Origin of the sequence: Streptomyces sp. NPDC012825 (genome assembly GCF_042900925.1) — a bacterium.
Lineage (GTDB): Bacteria > Actinomycetota > Actinomycetes > Streptomycetales > Streptomycetaceae > Streptomyces.
Genome location: NZ_JBIBBZ010000001.1, coordinates 249,495 through 269,782, shown reverse-complemented (window position 1 = coordinate 269,782; position 20,288 = coordinate 249,495). Strand labels below are relative to the sequence as shown.

Annotated in this window: 22 protein-coding genes and 1 pseudogene; 12 read left to right on the top strand and 11 right to left on the bottom strand. The window is 71.9% G+C overall.

Annotated features, from left to right (window positions below; genetic code table 11):
* Positions 1-6: 6 nt before the first annotated feature.
* Positions 7-366 (bottom strand): NADH-quinone oxidoreductase subunit A, encoded by a 360-nt coding sequence (locus ACFY7E_RS01370; RefSeq protein ID WP_019888619.1) that lies wholly within the window; start codon positions 364-366, stop codon positions 7-9.
* 659 nt (positions 367-1,025) lie between these two features.
* Between ACFY7E_RS01370 and ACFY7E_RS01365 the strand changes: the two genes are divergently transcribed.
* Positions 1,026-1,925 (top strand): C40 family peptidase, encoded by a 900-nt coding sequence (locus ACFY7E_RS01365; protein WP_389479479.1) that lies wholly within the window; start codon positions 1,026-1,028, stop codon positions 1,923-1,925.
* Between the two features lie 85 nt (positions 1,926-2,010).
* Here ACFY7E_RS01365 and ACFY7E_RS01360 read toward each other — a convergent pair.
* Positions 2,011-3,369, bottom strand: a pseudogene (locus ACFY7E_RS01360) (geranylgeranyl reductase family protein); the annotation flags it as partial.
* 34 nt (positions 3,370-3,403) lie between these two features.
* Complete coding sequence (locus ACFY7E_RS01355; protein ID WP_389479476.1) at positions 3,404-4,096, bottom strand: demethylmenaquinone methyltransferase; 693 nt, start codon at positions 4,094-4,096, stop codon at positions 3,404-3,406.
* Between the two features lie 239 nt (positions 4,097-4,335).
* Between ACFY7E_RS01355 and ACFY7E_RS01350 the strand changes: the two genes are divergently transcribed.
* Complete coding sequence (locus ACFY7E_RS01350; RefSeq protein WP_389479473.1) at positions 4,336-4,464, top strand: hypothetical protein; 129 nt, start codon at positions 4,336-4,338, stop codon at positions 4,462-4,464.
* Between the two features lie 26 nt (positions 4,465-4,490).
* On the opposite strand, the gene ACFY7E_RS01345 is transcribed toward ACFY7E_RS01350, so the two are convergent.
* The 3 genes from ACFY7E_RS01345 to ACFY7E_RS01335 form a co-directional block, all read right to left on the bottom strand.
* A complete protein-coding gene (locus tag ACFY7E_RS01345; RefSeq protein ID WP_389479470.1) occupies positions 4,491-5,090 on the bottom strand; it encodes a hypothetical protein in 600 nt (199 codons plus the stop codon).
* Positions 5,091-5,103: 13 nt separating this feature from the next.
* Positions 5,104-6,303, bottom strand: a complete 1,200-nt coding sequence (mqnC, locus tag ACFY7E_RS01340; RefSeq protein WP_389479467.1) for a cyclic dehypoxanthinyl futalosine synthase — start codon at positions 6,301-6,303, stop codon at positions 5,104-5,106.
* Between the two features lie 335 nt (positions 6,304-6,638).
* The gene (locus ACFY7E_RS01335) at positions 6,639-7,508 is read right to left on the bottom strand and encodes a menaquinone biosynthetic enzyme MqnA/MqnD family protein (RefSeq protein WP_383434482.1); all 870 of its coding nucleotides are present in this window, start codon (positions 7,506-7,508) and stop codon (positions 6,639-6,641) included.
* Between the two features lie 260 nt (positions 7,509-7,768).
* Here ACFY7E_RS01335 and ACFY7E_RS01330 point away from each other — a divergent pair, with 260 nt between their 5' ends.
* Complete coding sequence (locus ACFY7E_RS01330; protein WP_125658861.1) at positions 7,769-7,972, top strand: cold-shock protein; 204 nt, start codon at positions 7,769-7,771, stop codon at positions 7,970-7,972.
* A 116-nt stretch (positions 7,973-8,088) separates the two neighbouring features.
* On the opposite strand, the gene ACFY7E_RS01325 is transcribed toward ACFY7E_RS01330, so the two are convergent.
* On the bottom strand, positions 8,089-8,922 hold the full coding sequence (locus tag ACFY7E_RS01325; protein ID WP_383434485.1) for a M23 family metallopeptidase: 834 nt from the start codon (positions 8,920-8,922) through the stop codon (positions 8,089-8,091).
* Positions 8,923-9,075: 153 nt separating this feature from the next.
* On the opposite strand from ACFY7E_RS01325, the gene ACFY7E_RS01320 reads away from it, so the two are divergent.
* Positions 9,076-9,477: a DUF1992 domain-containing protein gene (locus ACFY7E_RS01320; protein ID WP_389479462.1), complete on the top strand. Its 402-nt coding sequence runs from the start codon at positions 9,076-9,078 to the stop codon at positions 9,475-9,477.
* A 38-nt stretch (positions 9,478-9,515) separates the two neighbouring features.
* Positions 9,516-10,022, top strand: coding sequence for a DUF664 domain-containing protein (locus ACFY7E_RS01315; protein ID WP_389479459.1), 507 nt, complete (start codon positions 9,516-9,518; stop codon positions 10,020-10,022).
* A 314-nt stretch (positions 10,023-10,336) separates the two neighbouring features.
* Here ACFY7E_RS01315 and ACFY7E_RS01310 read toward each other — a convergent pair whose 3' ends face one another.
* Both ACFY7E_RS01310 and ACFY7E_RS01305 read right to left on the bottom strand, forming a co-directional pair.
* Positions 10,337-11,224: a hypothetical protein gene (locus ACFY7E_RS01310; protein ID WP_389479456.1), complete on the bottom strand. Its 888-nt coding sequence runs from the start codon at positions 11,222-11,224 to the stop codon at positions 10,337-10,339.
* A 503-nt stretch (positions 11,225-11,727) separates the two neighbouring features.
* Positions 11,728-12,138 (bottom strand): ATP-binding protein, encoded by a 411-nt coding sequence (locus tag ACFY7E_RS01305; RefSeq protein ID WP_389479453.1) that lies wholly within the window; start codon positions 12,136-12,138, stop codon positions 11,728-11,730.
* A gap of 90 nt (positions 12,139-12,228) precedes the next feature.
* Between ACFY7E_RS01305 and ACFY7E_RS01300 the strand changes: the two genes are divergently transcribed.
* Genes ACFY7E_RS01300 through ACFY7E_RS01290 form a run of 3 tightly spaced genes read left to right on the top strand, consistent with a single transcriptional unit; the run spans position 12,229 to position 13,957 of the window.
* A complete protein-coding gene (locus tag ACFY7E_RS01300) occupies positions 12,229-13,092 on the top strand; it encodes a helix-turn-helix domain-containing protein (RefSeq protein WP_389479450.1) in 864 nt (287 codons plus the stop codon).
* Complete coding sequence (locus ACFY7E_RS01295; protein WP_389479447.1) at positions 13,089-13,334, top strand: DUF397 domain-containing protein; 246 nt, start codon at positions 13,089-13,091, stop codon at positions 13,332-13,334. The genes ACFY7E_RS01300 and ACFY7E_RS01295 overlap by 4 nt, the downstream gene beginning before the upstream one ends.
* The gene (locus tag ACFY7E_RS01290; protein WP_389479444.1) at positions 13,331-13,957 is read left to right on the top strand and encodes an HAD family hydrolase; all 627 of its coding nucleotides are present in this window, start codon (positions 13,331-13,333) and stop codon (positions 13,955-13,957) included. The genes ACFY7E_RS01295 and ACFY7E_RS01290 overlap by 4 nt, the downstream gene beginning before the upstream one ends.
* A 259-nt stretch (positions 13,958-14,216) precedes the next feature.
* On the opposite strand, the gene ACFY7E_RS01285 is transcribed toward ACFY7E_RS01290, so the two are convergent.
* Together ACFY7E_RS01285 and ACFY7E_RS01280 are read right to left on the bottom strand one after the other, a co-directional pair.
* Positions 14,217-15,743 (bottom strand): RICIN domain-containing protein, encoded by a 1,527-nt coding sequence (locus ACFY7E_RS01285; protein WP_389479442.1) that lies wholly within the window; start codon positions 15,741-15,743, stop codon positions 14,217-14,219.
* Positions 15,744-15,863: 120 nt separating this feature from the next.
* Positions 15,864-16,331, bottom strand: coding sequence for a hypothetical protein (locus tag ACFY7E_RS01280; RefSeq protein ID WP_389479439.1), 468 nt, complete (start codon positions 16,329-16,331; stop codon positions 15,864-15,866).
* A gap of 297 nt (positions 16,332-16,628) precedes the next feature.
* Between ACFY7E_RS01280 and ACFY7E_RS01275 the strand changes: the two genes are divergently transcribed.
* The 4 genes from ACFY7E_RS01275 to ACFY7E_RS01260 all read left to right on the top strand — a co-directional run bounded on the left by ACFY7E_RS01275 (position 16,629) and on the right by ACFY7E_RS01260 (position 20,233).
* Positions 16,629-16,817 (top strand): hypothetical protein, encoded by a 189-nt coding sequence (locus ACFY7E_RS01275; protein ID WP_389479437.1) that lies wholly within the window; start codon positions 16,629-16,631, stop codon positions 16,815-16,817.
* A gap of 112 nt (positions 16,818-16,929) precedes the next feature.
* Positions 16,930-18,387, top strand: a complete 1,458-nt coding sequence (locus tag ACFY7E_RS01270; RefSeq protein ID WP_389479434.1) for a protein kinase — start codon at positions 16,930-16,932, stop codon at positions 18,385-18,387.
* A 189-nt stretch (positions 18,388-18,576) separates the two neighbouring features.
* A complete protein-coding gene (locus tag ACFY7E_RS01265) occupies positions 18,577-18,966 on the top strand; it encodes an RICIN domain-containing protein (RefSeq protein WP_389480995.1) in 390 nt (129 codons plus the stop codon).
* A gap of 91 nt (positions 18,967-19,057) precedes the next feature.
* Complete coding sequence (locus ACFY7E_RS01260; protein ID WP_389479431.1) at positions 19,058-20,233, top strand: flavin-containing monooxygenase; 1,176 nt, start codon at positions 19,058-19,060, stop codon at positions 20,231-20,233.
* The last annotated feature ends 55 nt before the right edge of the window (positions 20,234-20,288 follow it).

Below are 20,288 nucleotides of genomic sequence, written 5' to 3'. Positions count from 1 at the left end.
AGCCCCTCAGTCCCATTCCAGGCCGCCGCGCCGCCACACGTAGGCGTAGGCGACGAAGACGGTGAGCACGAAGAGCAGCATCTCCACGAGCCCGAAAAGCCCCAGGGCGTCGAAGGTGACGGCCCAGGGGTAGAGGAAGACGATCTCGATGTCGAAGACGATGAAGAGCATCGCCGTCAGGTAGTACTTGATCGGAAAGCGGCCGCCTCCGGCCGGCGTGGGAGTGGGCTCGATGCCGCACTCGTACGCTTCCAGTTTCGCCCTGTTGTACCGCTTTGGCCCGATGAGCGTGGCCATGACCACGGAGAAGATCGCAAACCCCGCACCCAGGGCACCGAGCACGAGGACGGGCGCGTACGCATTCACGCTCCTCGCTCCTTCCAGTCGTCCTTGACCGTTGGACCGCACCGCCGCGCCGTGAAAGATCGCCCCCATGTGAGGCAGTTCACAAGCCCGGCTGCCCCGCATCTTATGCCTGCCTCTCTGTGATCTGCGACACGGGGTGCGGGACGTAGTTTGTGATCTCCACCACCTGACGAAGGATCATGAAGTCGGATGAGCGGTGATCTTGTCGCGCGAAGCGCCCAGGTGATCACCAGATGTGACATCCGTACCGGAAATCGCTGCTCGGAGGGGGTGTCGCTCTATCAAGAGATGGCACCTACAAGCAAATTGGCGATGGACGCGAGCGGGTGATAGGGGATCCGCCCGTCGCCCGGTCGGGGGGTCGTGCGTACGGAGGTGGACACGTGCGCGTTTTCACGAGCTCCACTGTGATCTGCGCCACAGGCCGGAGGCCCGAAAAGAAGAGGGCTTGGCCAAGGGTGTCAAGGAGTGGTAGGCGTCGGGCAATTCGGGCTTTTCATTGAAAACCCGTGATCACGGCCCGGATGACCCATGCCCGATTTGCCCGTTACGGCGTCAATAAGGGTGCCACGGAAGCGGATTCACAGGTTCCGAACGTAACTGTGGCGCAATCCACGTTTCTTGAAGGGAACCGCCGAGCCCTGATAGCGGTTGTTCCCATGTCCCACACCGCTCACATACCCAGCCACCGGAAGCCCCGCCGCAGCGCCTCGAAGCTCGCGCTCCGCGCCGGAGTTGCCGGTGGCGTCCTCGGCACCATCGCGGTGGCCGGTGCCGCCGGACCGGCGAACGCCGAGCCGGTGACCGAGACCATCGAAATGCCCACCCTGGGCTCGCTCGACGCCGGCAACCTCGCGAGCGCGGTCGCCGCCTCCGCCGAGACGTCCCAGCAGGAGGCCCTGGACCAGAGCCTCCAGAGCCTGGAGCGGGCGGCCCTCGAGAAGGCCGCCAAGGACGCCAGGAAGGCCAGGGCCGAGGCGGACCGCAAGGCCGAGGCCGAGCGCGCCGAGAAGGCTCGCCTCAAGGCCGAGCAGGAGCGCAAGGAGGCCGAGGAGGCCGCCGAGCGCGCCTCCCGCAGCGAGGAGCGCGCCCAGCTCTCCACCGCCTCCACCACCGCCACGAACTCCTCGGACGACGGCGGCTCGTCGTCCTCCGACGGCGGCTCCAGCGCCTCGGACGACGACGGCCGGACGCAGGCCCCCTCGGGCTCCGCCGCCTCGATCGTGGACTTCGCCCGCGCCCAGGTCGGCGACTCGTACGTCACCGGTGGCACCGGCCCGAACTCGTGGGACTGCTCCGGGCTCGTCCAGGCCGCCTACCGCGCGGCCGGCATCGACCTGCCCCGCATCTCGTACGAGCAGTCGAGCATGGGCAGCTCCGTCTCGCTGGACAGCCTCCAGCCGGGCGACATCCTCTACTGGGGCAGCCGCAGCGGCTCGTACCACGTCGCCGTCTACGTCGGCGGCGGCAAGTACGTCGGCGCGCAGAACTCCTCCACCGGTGTCGTCGAGCGCTCCCTGGACTGGGACCCGCCGTCGGGCGCCGTGCGCATCCTCTGAGCGTTCCCGCTCATGACGGAGGGCCGTCACTCCTCGGGGGAGTGACGGCCCTTCGCGCTGCTCGACGAGGCCGCCGCGCCGCGGCTCAGGCCTTCGGCGCCACCTTCGACAGGCCGTTGATGATCCGGTCCATCGCGTCGCCGCCCGTCGGGTCGGTGAGGTTCGCCAGCATCTTCAGGGTGAACTTCATCAGGAGCGGGTGGGTCAGGCCGCGCTGGGTCGCGATCTTCATGATCTTCGGGTTGCCGATGAGCTTCACGAAGGCGCGGCCCAGCGTGTAGTAGCCGCCGTAGGTGTCCTTGAGGACCTGCGGGTAGTTCCGCAGGGCCAGCTCGCGCTGGGCCGGGGTCGCGCGGGCGTGCGCCTGGACGATGACGTCGGCCGCGATCTGGCCCGACTCCATGGCGTACGCGATGCCCTCGCCGTTGAACGGGTTGACCAGGCCGCCCGCGTCGCCGACGAGCAGCAGGCCCTTGGTGTAGTGCGGCTGCCGGTTGAACGCCATCGGCAGGGCGGCGCCCCGGATCGGGGTCGTCATGTTGTCCGGGACGAAGCCCCAGTCCTCCGGCATCGAGGCGCACCAGGCCTTGAGCACCTCGCGCCAGTCCAGCTCCTTGAAGGCGGAGGAGGAGTCGAGGATGCCCAGGCCGACGTTGGAGGTGCCGTCGCCCATGCCGAAGATCCAGCCGTAGCCGGGCAGCAGCCGGTCCTGCGGGCCGCGCCGGTCCCACAGCTCCAGCCAGGACTCCAGGTAGTCGTCCTCGTGCCGGGGGGTGGTGAAGTACGTGCGGACGGCGACGCCCATCGGCCGGTCGTCGCGCCGGTGCAGGCCCATGGCGAGGGAGATGCGGCTGGAGTTGCCGTCGGCGGCGACGACCAGCGGGGCGTGGAAGGTGACCTCGCGCTTCTCCTCGCCCAGCTTGGCGTGGACGCCGGTGATCCGGCCCGTGCGGTCGTCCAGGATCGGGGCGCCGACGTTGCAGCGCTCGTACAGGCGGGCGCCGGCCTTCTGCGCCTGGCGGGCCAGCTGCTCGTCGAAGTCGTCGCGCTTGCGGACGAGTCCGTAGTCCGGGTACGAGGCGAGCTCCGGCCAGTCCAGCTCCAGGCGGACGCCGCCGCCGATGATCCGCAGGCCCTTGTTCCGCAGCCAGCCGGCCTCTTCGGAGATGTCGATGCCCATGGCGACGAGCTGCTTGGTGGCGCGGGGGGTGAGGCCGTCGCCGCAGACCTTCTCGCGCGGGAACGCGGTCTTCTCCAGGAGGAGGACGTCCAGGCCCGCCTTCGCCAGGTAGTAGGCGGTGGTCGAGCCGGCCGGGCCCGCCCCGACGACGATCACGTCCGCGCTGTGCTCGGAGAGGGGCTGCTCGGTCACGGCGGGTCTCCCTAAGGGGTCGAGGGAAGGATGGGGGAAGTCTAGGCGCGGGGCGGAGGGGCGGCGGGGGTCACTGCCCGAGGCCCCGGTGGAGGGCGGCGCGGGTTTACGGCTTGAAGCCCCGGTGGAGGGCGACGATGCCGCCCGACAGGTTCCGCCAGGCGACCTTCGACCAGCCGGCCTTCCGGAGCAGGCCCGCCAGGGTCGGCTGGTCCGGCCAGGACCGGATGGACTCGGCCAGGTACACGTACGCGTCGGGGTTGGAGGAGACCGCGCGGGCCACCGGCGGCAGCGCGCGCATCAGGTACTCCTCGTACACCGTGCGGAAGGGCGCCCAGGTGGGGTGCGAGAACTCGCAGATGACGACCCGGCCGCCGGGCTTCGTCACCCGGTACAGCTCGCGCAGCGCCTGCTCGGTGTCCTGGATGTTCCGCAGCCCGAAGGAGATGGTGACGGCGTCGAACACGTCGTCCCGGAAGGGCAGCTTCGTGCCGTCGCCCGCCGTGAACGGCATCCACGGGTGGTTCTTCTTGCCGACCCGCAGCATCCCGAGGGAGAAGTCGCACGGGACGACGTACGCGCCCGCGCGCGCGAAGGGCTGCGAGGAGGTGGCCGTGCCGGCGGCGAGGTCGAGGACCTTCTGCGCCGGGCGGGCGTCGACCGCCTTCGCGACCTCCTTGCGCCAGCGGCGGTCCTGGCCGAGCGAGAGCACGTCGTTGGTCAGGTCGTAGTTGGCCGCCACGTCGTCGAACATCGAGGCGACTTCGTGCGGCTGCTTGTCCAGGGATGCTCGGGTCACCGGAGTTCGGCCTCGCAAGATCGGGTGCGGACGGATCCACCCATTCTGGCAGGCCGGGCCCGGCCGCCCGGAGCGGGCCTGCCGTACGGGCCCGGGGCGGGGATTTCCCGAAGCTCCCTTCAGCCTTTTCGGACCGGGAGCGCTCAAGGACGGTCGAACACACGCCATGACGGCGTGGACTCCTGTACCGCAGGAGCCAGGTCACGCTCAGCGTGTACGACGGGAGGAAGGAGGCACCGGTGAGGGCGACCGATCTGATCGTCGTCACCCGGGACCCGCGCTTCCTGGAGCTGGTGCGGGAGGCGGACGCGCGGCCGATGGAGCCCCAGGAGCCGCCGCTCCCCGGGGGTCGCGTCTCCCCGGGGTAGACCGCCGGATCCGTCTCCGGGACGGGTCAGCGCGCCCGGTGGACCAAGCGGCCGCCGAGGACGGTGGCGACGCAGGTCGACGCGCCGAGGCGGACCAGGGACGCCCGGTCGGGGACGTCGAAGACGGCGAAGCGGGCGGGGCCGCCCGGGACCGGGGCGGGCAGGAGCACCAGCGGGACCGGGGAGAAGGACGGCGGGCCGGGCAGCCGCTCGGGGCGGCGGCCGACGGCGAGACCGGCCCGGCGCACGGCGTCCACGGCGGCCCGGCCGCGCAGCTCACCGGCGACGGCGACCGTCCCGTGCGCCAGGAGCCGCTGCACGCCCCGGCGCGCGGAGGCGCCCCGCCGCGCGGGGTCGGCCCGGAAGATCCGCTGCGCCCGCTCCCCCGTGATCGGCTCGGTGCCGAACCCCTCGGCTTCCCGGGGGTCGGGGTGGTACATGCCTTCGAGCAGCTCGGGTCCGTACGGGTTGAGCAGGCCCGGCGTGAGGATGCCGGGCCACCGCCGCACCCGCGCTTCGGGACGGACGGCGGCCAGGTCCTCGTACGGGCCGACGGCCGCGACGAGGCCGCCGTCGACCAGGACGGCGCTCCCGGGCGTCGCCTCGGCGACGTGGATGGTCAGCACCGCGTCTCCCCGTTCAGTTCGCGTCGAGGAGCTTCAGCTCCGGGTGGGCCGTACCGCCCTCGATCGCGATGGACGAGATGTGGGAGGCGACGCGCTCGTCCACCGGGTCGTTCGCCGGGTCGTCGTGGACGACCAGGTGCTCGTACGTGGTGGAGCGCTGCGCCGGGACCCGGCCGGCCTTGCGGATCAGGTCGATGATCTCCAGGCGGTTGGAGCGGTGCTTGGCGCCGGCGGAGGAGACGACGTTCTCCTCCAGCATGATCGAGCCGAGGTCGTCGGCGCCGTAGTGCAGGGAGAGCTGGCCGACCTCCTTGCCCGTGGTCAGCCAGGAGCCCTGGATGTGGGCGACGTTGTCGAGGAACAGCCGGGCGATGGCGATCATGCGCAGGTACTCGAAGAGCGTGGCCTGCGTGCGGCCCTTGAGGTGGTTGTTCTCGGGCTGGTACGTGTACGGGATGAAGGCCCGGAAGCCGCCGGTCCGGTCCTGCGTGTCGCGGATCATGCGCAGGTGCTCGATGCGCTCGGCGTTGGTCTCGCCGGTGCCCATGAGCATGGTGGAGGTGGACTCCACGCCCAGGCCGTGGGCGATCTCCATGATCTCCAGCCAGCGCTCGCCGGACTCCTTCAGGGGCGCGATGGCCTTGCGGGGGCGCTCGGGGAGCAGCTCGGCGCCGGCGCCGGCGAAGGAGTCGAGTCCGGCGGCGTGGATGCGGCCGATCGCCTCCTCGACGGGGACGCCGGAGATGCGGGCCATGTGCTCGATCTCGGAGGCGCCGAGGGAGTGGATGACCAGCTGCGGGAAAGCGGCCTTGATCGCGGCGAAGTGCTTCTCGTAGTACTCGACGCCGTAGTCCGGGTGGTGGCCGCCCTGGAACATGATCTGGGTGCCGCCGAGCTCCACGGTCTCCGCGCAGCGGCGCAGGATGTCGTCGAGGTCCCGGGTCCAGCCCTTCTCGGTGTCCTTCGGCGCGGCGTAGAAGGCGCAGAACCGGCACGCCGTCACGCAGACGTTCGTGTAGTTGATGTTCCGCTCGATGATGTACGTCGCGATGTGCTCGGTCCCCGCGTACCGGCGGCGGCGCACGGCGTCGGCGGCGGCGCCGAGGGCGTGCAGGGGCGCCGAGCGGTAGAGGTCGAGCGCCTCCTCGGGGGTGATCCGGCCGCCCGCGGCGGCGCGGTCCAGGACGGACTGCAGTTCGGCCTTCTCGGTCACCGGTTTCGTCCCTTTCGGAGGGGTACTGACAGACCGAACCAGCGTACGCCAGGGGTCCGGGCCGCCTCCGTCGGGGAGCGACCGGGTCATTCCGGCGAATACGCGAACACCGGAGATCCCGTCCGAGAACCCGCCCGGGTCCCCCGTCGGTCCGGCGGGTGAACGGACGGGAAACCGTCTTCCCCTTTCGGGCGTCCGCATTCCGTCCGGCCGTTTGCGCGCGTCTCCGGAATGGGGGCCGGGGACGCGCCGGAATTACATTCGTGTGAATTGATTCCCGGAGACCCGTCCCGGCTCGCCCCGCCTTCGTCCCGCCTTCGCCCCGGCGCGCGCGGTCAGCCGCGCGGGGGCTCCAGGAGTTCCACCGCGACGTCCGCCGGAAAGCCGGTCGTGGGGCCGGTGCGGCGGGCGAACTCGCGGGCGCCCGCGAGTTGTTCGGGGCCGAAGCGGAAGTCGAGGGTGCGGAAGTACCGCTCCAGGAGTTCGGCGTCGAAGGCCTCCCAGCGGGCCGCCTGCTCGGCGACCTTGGCGACCTCTTCGAGGGAGAGGTCGCGCGAGGCCAGGAACGCCTGGTGGACCTCGTGGACGGTCTCCGGCTCGCGCGCCAGGTAGTCCTTCCGCACCGCCCACACGGCGAAGACGAACGGGAGGCCCGTCCACTCCTTCCACATCAGGCCCAGGTCGTGGACCTGGAGGCCGAGCCGGGGCGCGTCGTGCAGCGAGGCCCGGAGCGCGGCGTCGCCGATGAGGACGGCGGCCTCGGCCTCCTGCATCATCAGGCCGAGGTCCGGCGGGCAGGTGTAGTAGTCGGGCGACACGCCGTACCGCTCGGCCAGGAGCAGCTGGGCGAGACGCACGGAGGTGCGGGAGGTGGAGCCGAGCGCGACGCGCGCGCCGTCCAGTTCCTCCAGGGGCCGCTGCGACACGATCACGCAGGACATCACGGGTCCGTCGCAGCCGACGGCGATGTCCGGGAGGGCGACCAGGTCGTCGGCGTGGCGGAGGAACTCGACGAGGGTGACGGGCCCGATGTCCAGGTCGCCCCGGACGAGCCGCTCGCTGAGCTTCTCCGGGGTGTCCTTGGTCAGCTCCAGGTCCAGGAGCGTCCCCGTGCGCGCCAGGCCCCAGTAGAGGGGGAGGCAGTTCAGGAACTGGATGTGCCCGACGCGGGGCCGGCTGCGCTGGTCGTCGGTTGCTTTGTCCACATCGTGAGGCTAGACCCGTCTCACGGACCGGGCATCGCCGGGGCACACGCGTCAGCGCGGAAGAGACGTTCAAACACTCGGGTGACGTGATCTTTCCCTCTACCCTCCCGAGCCTTCTGCGTGCTACGCTCAGCGCAAGTTGCAGTTTGGTTTCCCTTGCAGTACAGAGCCTGCGGAGCATGTGACCCGCAGGCTTTTGTAGTTTTCAGACTTGTTTGCAGGTTCTGGAGCAGGGCAACCCTTTGGCCCAAGGAGGGCTTATGGCTACCGGAACCGTCAAGTGGTTCAACGCTGAAAAGGGCTTCGGCTTCATCGCCCAGGACGGCGGCGGCCCGGATGTCTTCGTCCACTACTCCGCGATCAACGCGAACGGCTTCCGTTCGCTCGAGGAGAACCAGGTCGTGCAGTTCGACGTCACGCAGGGCCCGAAGGGTCCGCAGGCGGAGAACGTCACCCCGGCCTAAGTTGCCCGGGTCGGCTAACGCGCACAACTGAGAGCAGTACCCAAGGAGCCCCGCTCCGTGCCTCACGGCACGAGCGGGGCTCCTGCCCTTTCCGGGCCCGGAGCGGGCCGGTCGGGTCAGCAGGTGGGGATCACGGCCCCGTTGTTGTCGCGGGCCTCGTCGTTGCCCCAGCGGGACAGGTAGTAGGCGGAGACGTGGGCGCCCCGGCCGTTCTTCCCGGCGTACACCGTGTCGAGGTCGGTCCGCAGCCACCAGTGGTTGTAGTTGCCGGAGGCGTCGCGGATCTCCTGGCCCCAGACCTTGCAGTAGACGTAGTTCGTGCCGGCGTTCAGCACGCCCTGGGCGTCGTTCGTGTTGGCCTGGGCGTAGCCGGTGGCGTTGGCGAAGGTGTCGACCCAGTACTTCCCGCCCCCGCCGGAGCAGCCGTTGTCGCTGGTCAGGTGCCTGGAGCCGTAGGAGCCGGGGTAGGGCGCGAGGGAGGCGCCGTTGATCGTGATCGGCTGGCCGACGCCGTTGTAGAGCTGCTCGTAGTGGATGTGCGCGCCGGAGCTGTTGCCGGTGGAGCCGGTGGTGCCGATCTGCTGGCCCTGGGAGACGGCGGCGCCGTGGGCGACCGAGTAGGCGTTGAGGTGGAAGTAGTACGTCTTCCAGCCGCCGCCGTGCTCGATCACGACGTAGTTCCCGGCGCCGGACGGCTGGGAGTAGCGGTAGGCGGTGCCGGACGCCGAGGCGAGGACCGGGGTCCCGGCGGTGGCGCCGCCGTCGGAGCGGACGAAGTCGAGGGCCTGGCGGACCTCGGCCGAGTGGTGGCTGTAGGTCCACTTCTGGCCGCAGGGGAAGGGCGCCTTGAAGAGCGGCGCGGCCTGGGCGGGGGTCGTGGTGACGAGCGCGGTGAGCAGGCCCGCGACGAGCGCGAGCAGGGTGCCGAGCGGGGTGATCCGTGCACGCATGCGTCCTCCGGTTGCGTGGGGTGGCGGGGCGGTGGGGCGTGGCGGGGCAGGGGTCGACGCGCGTGGAACGGACCTCAGCGTGCCGGAAGACCGCGCGGCGCAGTAGACCGCGACGACCACACCCGGAGCGGGCCGGTTACGTAGTCTGGACACATGACCGAACGCAAGCCGCCGGGAGTGAGCTTCGAGTCGTTCGTGGACAAGCAGATCCGCGAGGCCGCGGAACGGGGCGAGTTCCGGAGCCTGCCGGGCTTCGGGAAGCCCCTCCCCGACGACTCGGCGCCGTACGACGAGCTGTGGTGGATCAAGGGGAAGATGCACCGCGAGGGCGCGTCCGTGCTGCCGCCCGCGCTCGCGCTGCGCAAGGAGGCCGAGGACGCGGAGGCGGCGGTGGCCGCGGCCGTCTCCGAGAGCCGGGTCCGCCGGATCCTCGGCGAGATCAACTCGAAGATCGCCGAGGCCCTGCTGCGCCCGCCGGCCGGTCCGCCGCTGAACCTGAAGCCCTTCGACGTGGAGGCGAGGGTGGAGCGGTGGCGGGCGGAACGCCGTTCCTGAGCCTCTGCCCCCCGAGTCCCCGAAGTGAAGGAGTCCGCATGAACAGCGCCGGTCTGCTGGTCGACTCGTTCGGCCGGGTCCGTGAGGCCGTCCACGGGGCCGTGGAGGGCCTCACGGAGGACGAGCTGGCCGCCCGGATCGACCCGGACGCCAACTCGATCGCCTGGCTCGTCTGGCACCTCACCCGCATCCAGGACGACCACCTGGCGGGCGCCTTCGGTACGGAGCAGCTGTGGACCGCCGAGGGCTGGGCGGACCGTTTCGGGCTGCCCTTCCCCGAGGACGCGACCGGGTACGGCCAGACGCCCGCGCAGACGGGCCGGGTGCGGGTCCCGGCGGAGCTGCTCCTCGGGTATCACGACGCCGTGCACGACCGGACCGCCGAGCTGGTCGGGGCGGTGAAGGACGCGGACCTGGAGCGGGTCGTCGACACCGCCTGGGACCCGCCGGTCACCCTGGGCGTCCGGCTGGTGTCGGTGATCGCGGACGACCTCCAGCACGCGGGGCAGGCGGCGTACGTGCGGGGCGTGGTGGAGCGCGGTTAGGGAACCGGGGGCGGAGGGCCTCGGGGGCGACGGGCGATCCGGCCTCCTCGCCACCGACGACTCGGGCGCGCTCCGGTCCTGCCGGAGCCTCGACAGCGCGAACACCCCCTTCGTGGCCCGCGTCGGGGTGGGCGGCGGCCGGGGCGGTTTCAGCCGGCTCGTCGGCGCCGGCGACGTCACCGGCGACGGCCGGCCCGACCGTCATGGCTTCGGGCGGTCGGCCGGGACCCGTGTGGCGGTGGAGGCCACGGATCGAGGGCGGCACGACCGCGCGCCTGCACCCGGCCGGGCCCGAGACCTCGGTACCGGACGGCTTACCGCTGCCGCGTGAGGACGTACCGCCCACCCGCGTCCGGCTCGCCGATCCAGGTGAAGACCGTCGGGTGTTCCTCCGTACCGCCGATGTCCCAGCCGGAGGACAGGCTCCCGCAGTCCGCGATGCCGAGCTCGAACGGCCGGCCGACACCGTCGTTCTCGGTCAGCTGCCATTTCCCGGTGCAGTCGGAGGCACCGGACTGCTCACCCGTGGCCTCGTGCTTTTTGACGCCCTTCGCCGTCACCGTGCCGTCCGCCTGGAAGCGGAGGCTTCCGCCGTCGCCGTCCGTCCAGGTGCCGACCATGCCGGCTTCGGTGAGCCGGGGCGGTTCGTAGATCTTGAGGATCCCCGAGCCGTACGCCGCGACCCCGACCGCGAGCGTCACCGCGAACAGCCCCAGCCCGCCCAGCGCCACGCCCCCGAGCACCCGCCATCGGGCCCCGGGCCTTCCGGGGTTCCCCGCCGCCCGGGCGCACAGGGTCGCGGGTGCCAGCCCGACGATGAGACCGAGGGCAAGGACGGGGTAAACGAGCAGGTCACCGGGGCCGCCGAAGTCGGCCAGGAGCATGCAGGAGCCGATGAGCAGCGCCAGGACGGCGGCGACGACCGCCACAGTGGCCAGGGTGAGCCGCCAGCCGTCACGCCGCCCCGTGCGGCGGGCCGTCGCACGCCCGAGGAGGACGAGGGGAAGCACCGCCGTCGCCGAACCGGCCAGCCCCGCGATCATCGAAACGACCGCCAGCAGCACGAGCGCGAATATGCCGCCGAACAGCCGTGCCAGGCCGCCTTCGCCTCCGTGGGACTCGGACTGCAAGCTGTACAGGACGACGACCAGTCCGGCGATCACGGTCTCGGCCCCGATCGCCACCGCCCCGACGGTGAACACCGCGGCGTTCCCGCCGTCCGGAGGCCGCACGGGCATGAACCCCCGCGGCGGCACACCCGGATTCCCAGGGGCCCCCGGCGGTGTCGGCCCCCATTTCGGCGGCGTGGTCTGCGTCATGCGTCCCCCCTATATCGAGGCACATCATGCACCTGGGCACACCGGCGTGATCAAAGGGGGCGAGGCGCTCGCTTCCCGCGATCGGGCAGCGACCCCGGCGGGAGGTCCGGACGAACCACGAAAGGCGCTCCGCCACCAGCGGCTTCCGTCACAGGGACGAGGCACCTTCCGCCGGTGCTTCGCGGGAGGCGGAGACCCACCTCGAACACCTCGCGATCACCCGGAAGACCCTCACCAGCCTCGCCGGCCGGCTCCCGGCCGTCCCGCCGGCCCCGCCCGAGCACCCGGACCACCCCCGCGTCCTCGGTGTCCTCGACGACGCGACCGGACCGCTAAGGGCCCGGGACGTCTGCGAAGCCCTCGATCACGAACCGCCCTCCGAGGGGTCAGCGGGAGGTCAGCGGCACGGTCGCCCAGACCGTCTTGCCGACCTCCCGCTCCTTCACGCCCCACGCCGTGGCGAGGGCGGCGACGAGCAGCAGCCCGTAACCACCCTCGTCGGGCGTCGCGGACGGTAACGGCCGCCGCTCGCCGCGCGCGTCGGACAACTCGATCCGTACGTGCCCCTCGCCCCGCTCCATCCGCACCTCGAAGTCCCTCCCGGGCACCCGCCCGTGGAGGGCCGCGTTGTTGGCCAGCTCGGCGAGGACCAGTTCGGCGGCCTCGGCCCCGGCCCCGGTGACCTCCCATTCCCGCAGCTGCTGCACGCCCAGCAGACGCGCCAGGCGCGCGCCCCGGCGCGTGGCGGAGAGACGGAGCACGAACTCACCGGTCGGGGTGGTGGTTTCTGACTTCATGCCCCGAGCGTGGCCCGCCGCCCCTACGCTGACCAGCAGCGACGCGACGACGCTGAGTAACGGTACGGGCACGCCAAGAAGGCGGTACGGATGTCGGGGAACGAGGAGGAGAGGCCGGAACGGCCCTCCGAGGTGGACGGTACGGCGCACCTCTTCCAGGCGCTGGGCAAGATCCTGAAGGTCCTGCGCCGCAACGCGGGCCTGAGCCAGGCGGAACTGTCCGATCTGGCACATTGCAGCGAGGACCTGATCTCCTCGGTGGAACGGGGCGTACGGACTCCGCAGCCGGACTTCCTGGTACGGGTGGACCCGCTGGTGAAGGCGGGCGGGGCGCTTGCCGCGGCGGCGGACGACGTGCGGGCGGCGCTGGCGAAGGCGCGGGTACGACACCCGGACTGGTTCCGGGACTTCGCGCACGAGGAGGCGAAGGCGGTCGCGCTGCACTACTACGCCGTGCAGGCGGTACCGGGCGTTCTCCAGACACCCGCGTACGCGCGCTCGCTCTTCGAGCACCGCCGCCCCATGCTGGACGAGGACACGATCGTGAAGCGGGTGGCGGACCGGATCTCGCGGCAGGTACTGCTCGACCAGTGGCCCGCCCCGACGATCAGCTTCGTCCTGGAGGCGGCCGTCCTCCTCCGCCCATTCGGCGGCCCGGAAGTACACCGCGAGCAGTTGCTGCGCATCCTCGAAGTGGCCCGGCGGCGCACGATCGAGCTCCAGATCATGCCGCAGGACAAGAACGAACACCCCTACCTGGACGGCGCCTTCACCCTGATCACCGCGAAGGGTCGGCGGGAGGTCGCGTACACCGAGATCTACGGGCACTCCCGGCTGATCACCGACCCGGAAGAGGTACGCGCGTACACCGAGCGCTATGGGATCATCCGGGCGCAGGCACTCACACCTCGCGAGTCCCTGGACTGGATCGAGAAACTGCTGGGAGAACGATGAACACCACGGAACTGGCCTGGTTCAAGAGCAGCTACAGCAGCTCCGAGGGCGGCGAGTGCATCGAGATCGCCTACGACTGGCGCAAGTCCAGCTACAGCGGCCCCGAAGGCGGCAACTGCGTAGAGGTCGCCGCCCACCCCACCACCGTCCACGTCCGTGACTCCAAGGTCCCGCACGGCCCGCAGCTCGCCGTGGACCCCGCTGCCTGGGCGGCGTTCGTGGACGTAGTCTCCGCCGTGTGACCAGGAAGAAGTTCGTACTCTTCGACGTCGACGGCACCCTCGTGGACGCCGCCGCCAACCAGCGCCGCGTCTGGCACGAGTGGGCCGGGCGGTACGGGCTCGACGGGGACGAGGTGTACGCGGTCGCGCTGCGCACCCGTCCCGTCGAGACGTTCGCGGCGGTCGTACCGGCCGAGGACCCGGCCGCGTGCCTCGCGCTCCTGCACGCCTTGGAGGACGAGGACGTGCGGACGGGGGCGTACACGGCCTTCGACGGGGCCGCCGGGCTGCTGGGCGCGCTCCCGGCGGACCGGTGGGCGCTGGTGACGTCGAACTACGAGCACCGGGTGCGGGGCCGGTTCGGGCGGACCGGCCTCCCGCTGCCGGGGCTGATCGTGGACGCGGCCTCGGTGGCGGAGGGGAAGCCGTCGCCCGTCCCGTACCTCACCGCCGCCGGGAAGCTGGGCGCGGACCCGGCGGAGTGCCTGGTGATCGAGGACGCGCCCTCGGGCGTACGGGCGGGGCTCGACGCCGGGATGACGGTCTGGACGGTCAACGTCCCGGCCCCGCACCCGGAGGCCCACCGCCACTTCCCGACCCTGGCGGAGGCGGCCCCGCACGTCCTGGCGGCTCTGGGGGCCTGACCTCGGACCCGGAGAGCCGGGGGCCGACGATCGGCGGGAGCGGCTTGCACGGCTCGCGTGTTCGATGCGGAACGGGTTCCTGTCCGTACCCGGGTACGCCGCTCATGCCGCCCGCCCGCACCGGCACCGTCCGGGGTCGTTCGGGCGACTGCGGGAGGGGAGCCCCGACGGCGGGGGTGATGCCCGGGACGATCACGGCCTGGTCGGAGTTGTGCGGGTGCCTGGAGGGCCGGGCACCCGCGCCGTGAAATGCCTTCGCCTACACGGGCAGTAGCTGCCACTGCCGGCTGCGGTGGTCGCCTTCCGTTCCGTGTTGTCTGACCTCCGTGCGGGCGGTGGTGTCGACCTGCAGCAGCAGGCCGCTGTGGTGGTTGGCGATCTCGAACACCTGCGGGACGTCGGTCACCGGGCCCACCGGGATCAGTTTCCATTTCTGGTGGTGCGCGTCGTCGCCCTCGTAGGCGCGCTGGGCGACCACCGCTCCGGCCGTCTTTCGCGCGTCGGTGACCTCCAGGACCTTGCCGCTGCGCACGTTCTCCATCCGGTACAGGACGTCGGGGCCGTCCTGGCCCACCTCGATCAGCCGCCATTGCTGGTGGCTCCGGGGCGTGGCGAGGGACAGGCGGATCTCGGCCCCGTCCTTGAGGGACTCGCGGAAGACGCCCATCCGCAGCCTGCTGCGGACGTTGGCCCAGCAGGCCACCGTGCCCGACTCGGGCAGCCCGGCCGTTCTCGCCGCCGCGACCTTGCGGATCCGGTGGTTGACGTGGTCGGCGATGTGAAGGGCGCCGGCACGGTCCACGGCGAGCCCCACCGGGTTGTTCAGCGAAGCCGAGGTCGCCTGCTCGCCGTCACCGCCGAAACCCGCGGTGCCGGTCCCGGCGACCGTGCTGATCGTCCCGTCCGCCGTGACCTTCCGGATCCGGTGGTTGCCGCTGTCGGCGACGTAGAGGACGCCCCGGTCGTCCACCGTCACTCCCAGCGGGGAGTTCAGCGAAGCCGAGGTCGCCTGCTCGTCGTCACCCCCGAAGCCCGCGGTGCCGGTGCCCGCGACCGTGGTGATCGTTCCGTCGGCTGTGACCTTCCGGATCCGGTGGTTGCCGCTGTCGGCGACGTAGAGGACGCCCTCACCGTCCACGGCCAGGGCCTGCGGGCGGTTCAGCTGGGCCGAGACCGCAGGCCCTCCGTCTCCCTTGGATCCCGCGGTCCCGGTTCCCGCGACCGTGCTGATCTTCCCGTCGGCCGTGATCCTCCGGACCCGGTGACCATTGAACTCGGCCACGTAGAGGGTGCCGTCGCCGTCCACCGCCAGCCCGAACGGGTTGTTCAACTGGGCGGAGGCGGCGGGGCCGCCGTCACCGCCGAAGCCCGCCCTGCCCGTGCCGGCGACCGTGCTGATCGTCCCGTCCGCCGTGATCCCGCGGACCCGGTGATTGCTGGAATCGGCGACGTACACGGTGCCCGCGCCGTCCACCGCCACGCTCCGCGGCCAGTTCAGCTGCGCAGAGGTCGCGGGAACGCCGTCACCCTTGTAGCCCGCGCTCCCGGTGCCCGCGATCGTGGTGATCGTCCCCTCGGCCGTGACCTTCCGGATCCGGTGGTTGCCGTGATCGGAGACGTACAGGGTGCCACTGCCGTCCACCGCGATCGCGTACGGGTAGTTCAACCGGGCCGAAACGGCCGGCCCACCGTCTCCCTCGAATCCACCGGACCCGGTTCCCGCGATCGTGCTGATCGCGGAAGCGGACTGCCCGACGTCCGCGGACTCCGCCTGGGTAGTGCTCATGCCCGTCCCTTCACCCGCCCCCGCCGTACGAGGTCTGTTCCATTCCCGGAAAGCCGAAGACCGGGCGGACGCGGGCGGCTTCCGAGCCACCGCGTCGCCGGTCGGGGACTCGAGGCCTGCTCAGAGGTTGTACCGGTCGATCTTCAGAACCCAGTTCTGGAAGCCCGCCGTCGCGCCGGACGAGGCCTTCACCTTCACACGGGCGGTGACGTCCCGGGCGGGGAAGGCGGGCTGGAACTCGGCGACACGGATCATGGTGTGGGAGGACCACTCCGGATTGCCGCGGGCCGTCACGAAGCGGTGGTTGGAACTGACCGGCAGGGCCGGGTCGTCACCGAAGAACACGGTCGCGTTGACGACCGCGTTCGCGTCGGGATGCGAGGCGAGGGCCTCGGCGCTGAACGTCGCCACGAAGATCGCGCCGTACGAAGCGGCACCCTGCCCGATCTGCAGGTCGACGGTGGCGCCGGGCAGATCGGTCCAGGTGCTGACAGCGGCCTCCCAGCGGGTCTCGTCCCAGACCAGAAGGGTGTCGTCCGGCGCGCGGTTGGTGGCCAGGGAGGTGAGGGCGGGAGCGGGGGTGCTCATGGGGGGTCCTCCGTGTCGACGGCAAGAAGTGATGTCTCGCGCCGAGGCCTCCCCACCGGGCAGAGCCGCGATTCCTCACACCGGAACGCGAACTGATTGAACGAAGCCATTCGGACAAAGAACCGGCAAGAGGGGTTTCCGTTGCTGTCCTCGGAGAGGTCGAAGAACGCCTCAATGCGTCTCGATCATTGCCTCGGCGATCAGAGAATCGATTCGGCGCCCACGTTCAAGACGCGTCGTGAAGCGCGTCCACCCGGCCTGCCGGCGCACGGATCTGTCTCAATCTCCGCCACCCGAATGGCGAGGGCCCCGGACGGCGAGAGCGCCGCCCTGCGCCGGTGGGTGTTGCGGGAGCACGTGTGGACCGAGGTCCTGGGCGGGGCCGGGTTCACCGGGATACGGGTGGAGGAGCTGCCCGCCGGTGAAGGGCCCCGGGCCGCCACCGCCTTCCTCGTCACCGCCGAGCGCTCCGACGCGCCGGTTTGACCCGGCCCCCACCAGGGATTTCGTCGTTCCCCCATCGTTCTTTCAACTGCATTGCAGCAAGCGTCAGTTGGAGGACTCCTGGGTGGTGGACCGCTCGGCTAGGGTGACGCCCATGCAGGGGGAGCCGAACAAGAATTCCAGCCCGGACGGTCTGAGCGGCAGCGGGGCCATGCCGCTGGACGCGGAGGATCCACGGAGGATCGGGGCGTTCAGGCTGCTCGGGGTGCTCGGGTCCGGGGGCATGGGCCGGGTCTATCTCGGTGCCGTGCCGGGGAAGTTCGCCGCCGTGAAACGGGTCCTGCCGATCCTCGCCGAGGACGCCGACTTCCTGAGCCACTTCGGGCACGAGCTGGACAACCTGGCCCGGCTGCCCGCCGGGGCCAACACCCGGCTGCTCGCGAGCGACCACACCTCGAAACCGCCGTGGTTCGCCACCGAGTTCATCCCCGGCATCACCCTCAACGAGGCCGTCCGGCTCAACGGCGGCCCCCTGTCCGGCGGCGCCCTGTGGCGACTCCTCCGGGACGCGGCGACGGGCCTCCGGGTCGTGCACGGCGCCGACATGGTCCACCGGGACCTCAAACCGTCCAACGTGATGCTCACCGGCGACGGGCTCTCCCTCATCGACTTCGGCGTCGCCCGCGCCGCCGACCAGAGCCGGCTGACCAGGACCGGCATGGTCATCGGCACCCCCGCCTACATGGCCCCCGAACAGGCCGTCGCGGACCCGGTCCTGACCGGCGCCGCCGATGTCTTCGGGCTCGGCAGCCTCGTGCTGTACGCGGCGAACGGGCGGCCCCCGTTCGGCGACGGTTCCGGCCCCGGTCTGCTCTACCGGGTGGTCCACGGCGCACCCGACTTCGGGGGCCTGGCCGAGGCCGACCCCGCGCTCGCGGAGCTCGTACGGAAGTGTCTTTCGAAGGATCCGGCGGACCGGCCGACCGCCGCCGAGCTGGTGGACCTGACGGAGGAAGGGGCCGCGGGGGCCGCGTGGCCGGACGCCGTCGCCGCGCGGATCGGGGAGCGGGCGGCCTTCGCGGCCGGGGCGCCCACGGCCGGGCAGCTCGCGGAGCTGGAGGCCGCCGAGCCCTCCCGGGACGTACCGACGGCCTCGCTCACCCCGCAGGCCGGGAAGGAGCCCGCCACGGCCCCGCCGGACCCGCTCGCCGTGACCGCCGCCGGTGGTCCGGGGAAGCCGGAGCGGCGGCGGAACCGTTTCGTCATGCTCGCCGTGCCCGTCGTCGTGGCCACCGGCACCACCCTGACCGTCGCCCTCGGGCCGTACGAGGTCGGGCGCCTCGGCGCGGCCCCGCAGGACTCCGCGCCGCCGTCCGCCGTGGCCTCGCAGCCCGCGGCGATCCCCTCGCCGGCCGGGCCGTCCTCCACGTCCCCGCTCCCCCCGGCGCCGAAGCCGCCGTCCGCGCCGCCCTCCGGGGCACCGTCCGCACAGCAGCCGCAGGGGGCGGTTCCGCCGCCGCCGGGGGACGGTGCGGGTGCGGGTGCGGGTGGTGGCGGCGCACTGCCGGGTGGGTCGGGGTCGGATTCCGGGCCGGGATCGGGGTCCACGTGAGGCTCGGCGTCGGGGTCCGGGTCTGGTTCCGTCTCCGGCTCGGGGTCGGGGCCCGGGTCCGGGTCCGGCTCGGCCTCCGGGGATGGCGGGTCCGCCTCCACCGGCGGCACGACGACGACCCGTCCCCCCGCCCCACAACCGACGACCCAGAAGCCCGCCCCTCCCGCGGCGCCCTCGGGGACGTACTCCCTGGAGAACGGGACGAGCGGGAACTGCCTGGCGGAGTACGACGCAGGGTTCGGTCACATCATCACGGCCGCCGCCTGCGGCTCCAGGAACCCGAACGGCGCCCCCTACTGGTACTCATGGACCTACCGGTCGGGGTCGAACGGCACGTTCCGGCTCGTCAACCGGACGAGCGGGCGCTGCCTCCAGCCCACGGGAGGCATGGGGCTCACCACCAATCCCTGCGACGGCTCCTCCACCCAGTCCTGGAAGGTCCTCTCCTCGACCTCCGCCGGGCGGACCATCAAGAACACGGGCGACGGGCTGTGCCTGACGGCCGGGTCGATGGCGATGACCTACACCTGCGGCGGAGCGCAGGGCAGCCAGGTCTGGCGGAACATCGGGGCGCTGTAGCCCCCGGCCGGGCGGGCGCGTAATCGATTCGCAACCGAACCCCCTCCCGGTCGAGACCCACTACGTGTACACGTCATTACGCTCAGCATTCATGGTCACCACCCCCCATGAACCGCCCGTCCACCCCGCCCACCCCGTCTACGTCATCGGCGGCGGCCCCGGCGGGCTCGCGGTCGCCGCCGCCCTGCGCGGGCGGGGCGTCCGGGCGGTCGTCCTGGAGAAGTCCGACGCCGTCGGCGCGTCCTGGCGCGCCCACTACGACCGGCTGCGGCTGCACACCACCCGGCGGCTCTCCGCGCTCCCGGGTCTGAAGATGCCCCGCTCGTTCGGCCGCTGGGTCGCCCGCGCCGACGTCGTCCGCTACCTGGAGAAGTACGCGGAGAAGCACGAGCTGGAGGTCGTGACGGGCGTCGAGGTCTTCGGCGTCGAGCGGTCCGGCGACGACTGGGTCCTGCACGCGACCGGCGGACGCCGGCTCGTCGGCAGCGCGGTGGTCGTGGCCACCGGTCACAACCACACCCCGAGCCTGCCCGAGTGGCCCGGCCTGGACGCGTACGAGGGCGAGCTGAGCCACGCGCGCGCGTACCGCGCCCCGGAGCCGTACGCCGGGAAGGACGTCCTGGTCGTGGGCGCCGGGAACACCGGCGCCGAGATCGCGGCCGACCTCGCCGGGGGCGGCGCGAAGCGGGTGCGGCTCGCGGTGCGGACGGTCCCGCACATCGTGCGGCGCACGACGGCCGGGTGGCCGGCGCAGCGCACCGGCATCCTGGTGCGGCGGCTGCCGGTGCCGGTGGTCGACCGGCTGGGGGCGGTGCTGGCCCGCGTCGCCGCGCCCGACCTCACGGCGTACGGGCTGCCCCGGCCGGACACCGGTCTCGCCACCCGCCAGCGGCAGGGGGCGATCCCGGTGCAGGACGTGGGCCTGGTCGAGGCCGTGCGGTCCGGGAAGGTCGAGGTCGTCGCGGCCGTCGAGGGCTTCGAGGGCGGTGAGGTGCTCCTCGCGGACGGCACCCGGATCGCCCCGGACGCGGTGATCGCCGCGACCGGCTACCGCCGCGCCCTGGAACCCCTGGTGGGCGGCCTGGGCGTCCTCGACGAGCGGGGCCGCCCGGTCGTCCACGGGGCCCGCTGCCCCCGCGAGGCCCCGGGCCTGTACTTCACGGGCTTCACGAACCCGATCAGCGGCATGTTCCGGGAGCTGGCGATCGACGCGGAGAAGATCGCGCGGGCGATCGCGCGGCGGGCGGCGAGGACCGGGCGCGCCTGAATCCCCCGTGGCGACAATCCGGTGGGGCCGCGCCCCGACGGCTGACACGATGGGC

Coding starts and splice junctions, on each gene's coding strand:
- ACFY7E_RS01365 (WP_389479479.1), top strand. CDS start 1,026: ATGTCCCACACCGCTCACATACCCAGCCACCGGAAGCCCCGCCGCAGC.
- ACFY7E_RS01330 (WP_125658861.1), top strand. CDS start 7,769: ATGGCTACCGGAACCGTCAAGTGGTTCAACGCTGAAAAGGGCTTCGGC.
- ACFY7E_RS01325 (WP_383434485.1), bottom strand. CDS start 8,922: ATGCGTGCACGGATCACCCCGCTCGGCACCCTGCTCGCGCTCGTCGCG.
- ACFY7E_RS01320 (WP_389479462.1), top strand. CDS start 9,076: ATGACCGAACGCAAGCCGCCGGGAGTGAGCTTCGAGTCGTTCGTGGAC.
- ACFY7E_RS01315 (WP_389479459.1), top strand. CDS start 9,516: ATGAACAGCGCCGGTCTGCTGGTCGACTCGTTCGGCCGGGTCCGTGAG.
- ACFY7E_RS01305 (WP_389479453.1), bottom strand. CDS start 12,138: ATGAAGTCAGAAACCACCACCCCGACCGGTGAGTTCGTGCTCCGTCTC.
- ACFY7E_RS01300 (WP_389479450.1), top strand. CDS start 12,229: ATGTCGGGGAACGAGGAGGAGAGGCCGGAACGGCCCTCCGAGGTGGAC.
- ACFY7E_RS01295 (WP_389479447.1), top strand. CDS start 13,089: ATGAACACCACGGAACTGGCCTGGTTCAAGAGCAGCTACAGCAGCTCC.
- ACFY7E_RS01285 (WP_389479442.1), bottom strand. CDS start 15,743: ATGAGCACTACCCAGGCGGAGTCCGCGGACGTCGGGCAGTCCGCTTCC.
- ACFY7E_RS01280 (WP_389479439.1), bottom strand. CDS start 16,331: ATGAGCACCCCCGCTCCCGCCCTCACCTCCCTGGCCACCAACCGCGCG.
- ACFY7E_RS01275 (WP_389479437.1), top strand. CDS start 16,629: ATGGCGAGGGCCCCGGACGGCGAGAGCGCCGCCCTGCGCCGGTGGGTG.
- ACFY7E_RS01270 (WP_389479434.1), top strand. CDS start 16,930: ATGCAGGGGGAGCCGAACAAGAATTCCAGCCCGGACGGTCTGAGCGGC.
- ACFY7E_RS01260 (WP_389479431.1), top strand. CDS start 19,058: ATGGTCACCACCCCCCATGAACCGCCCGTCCACCCCGCCCACCCCGTC.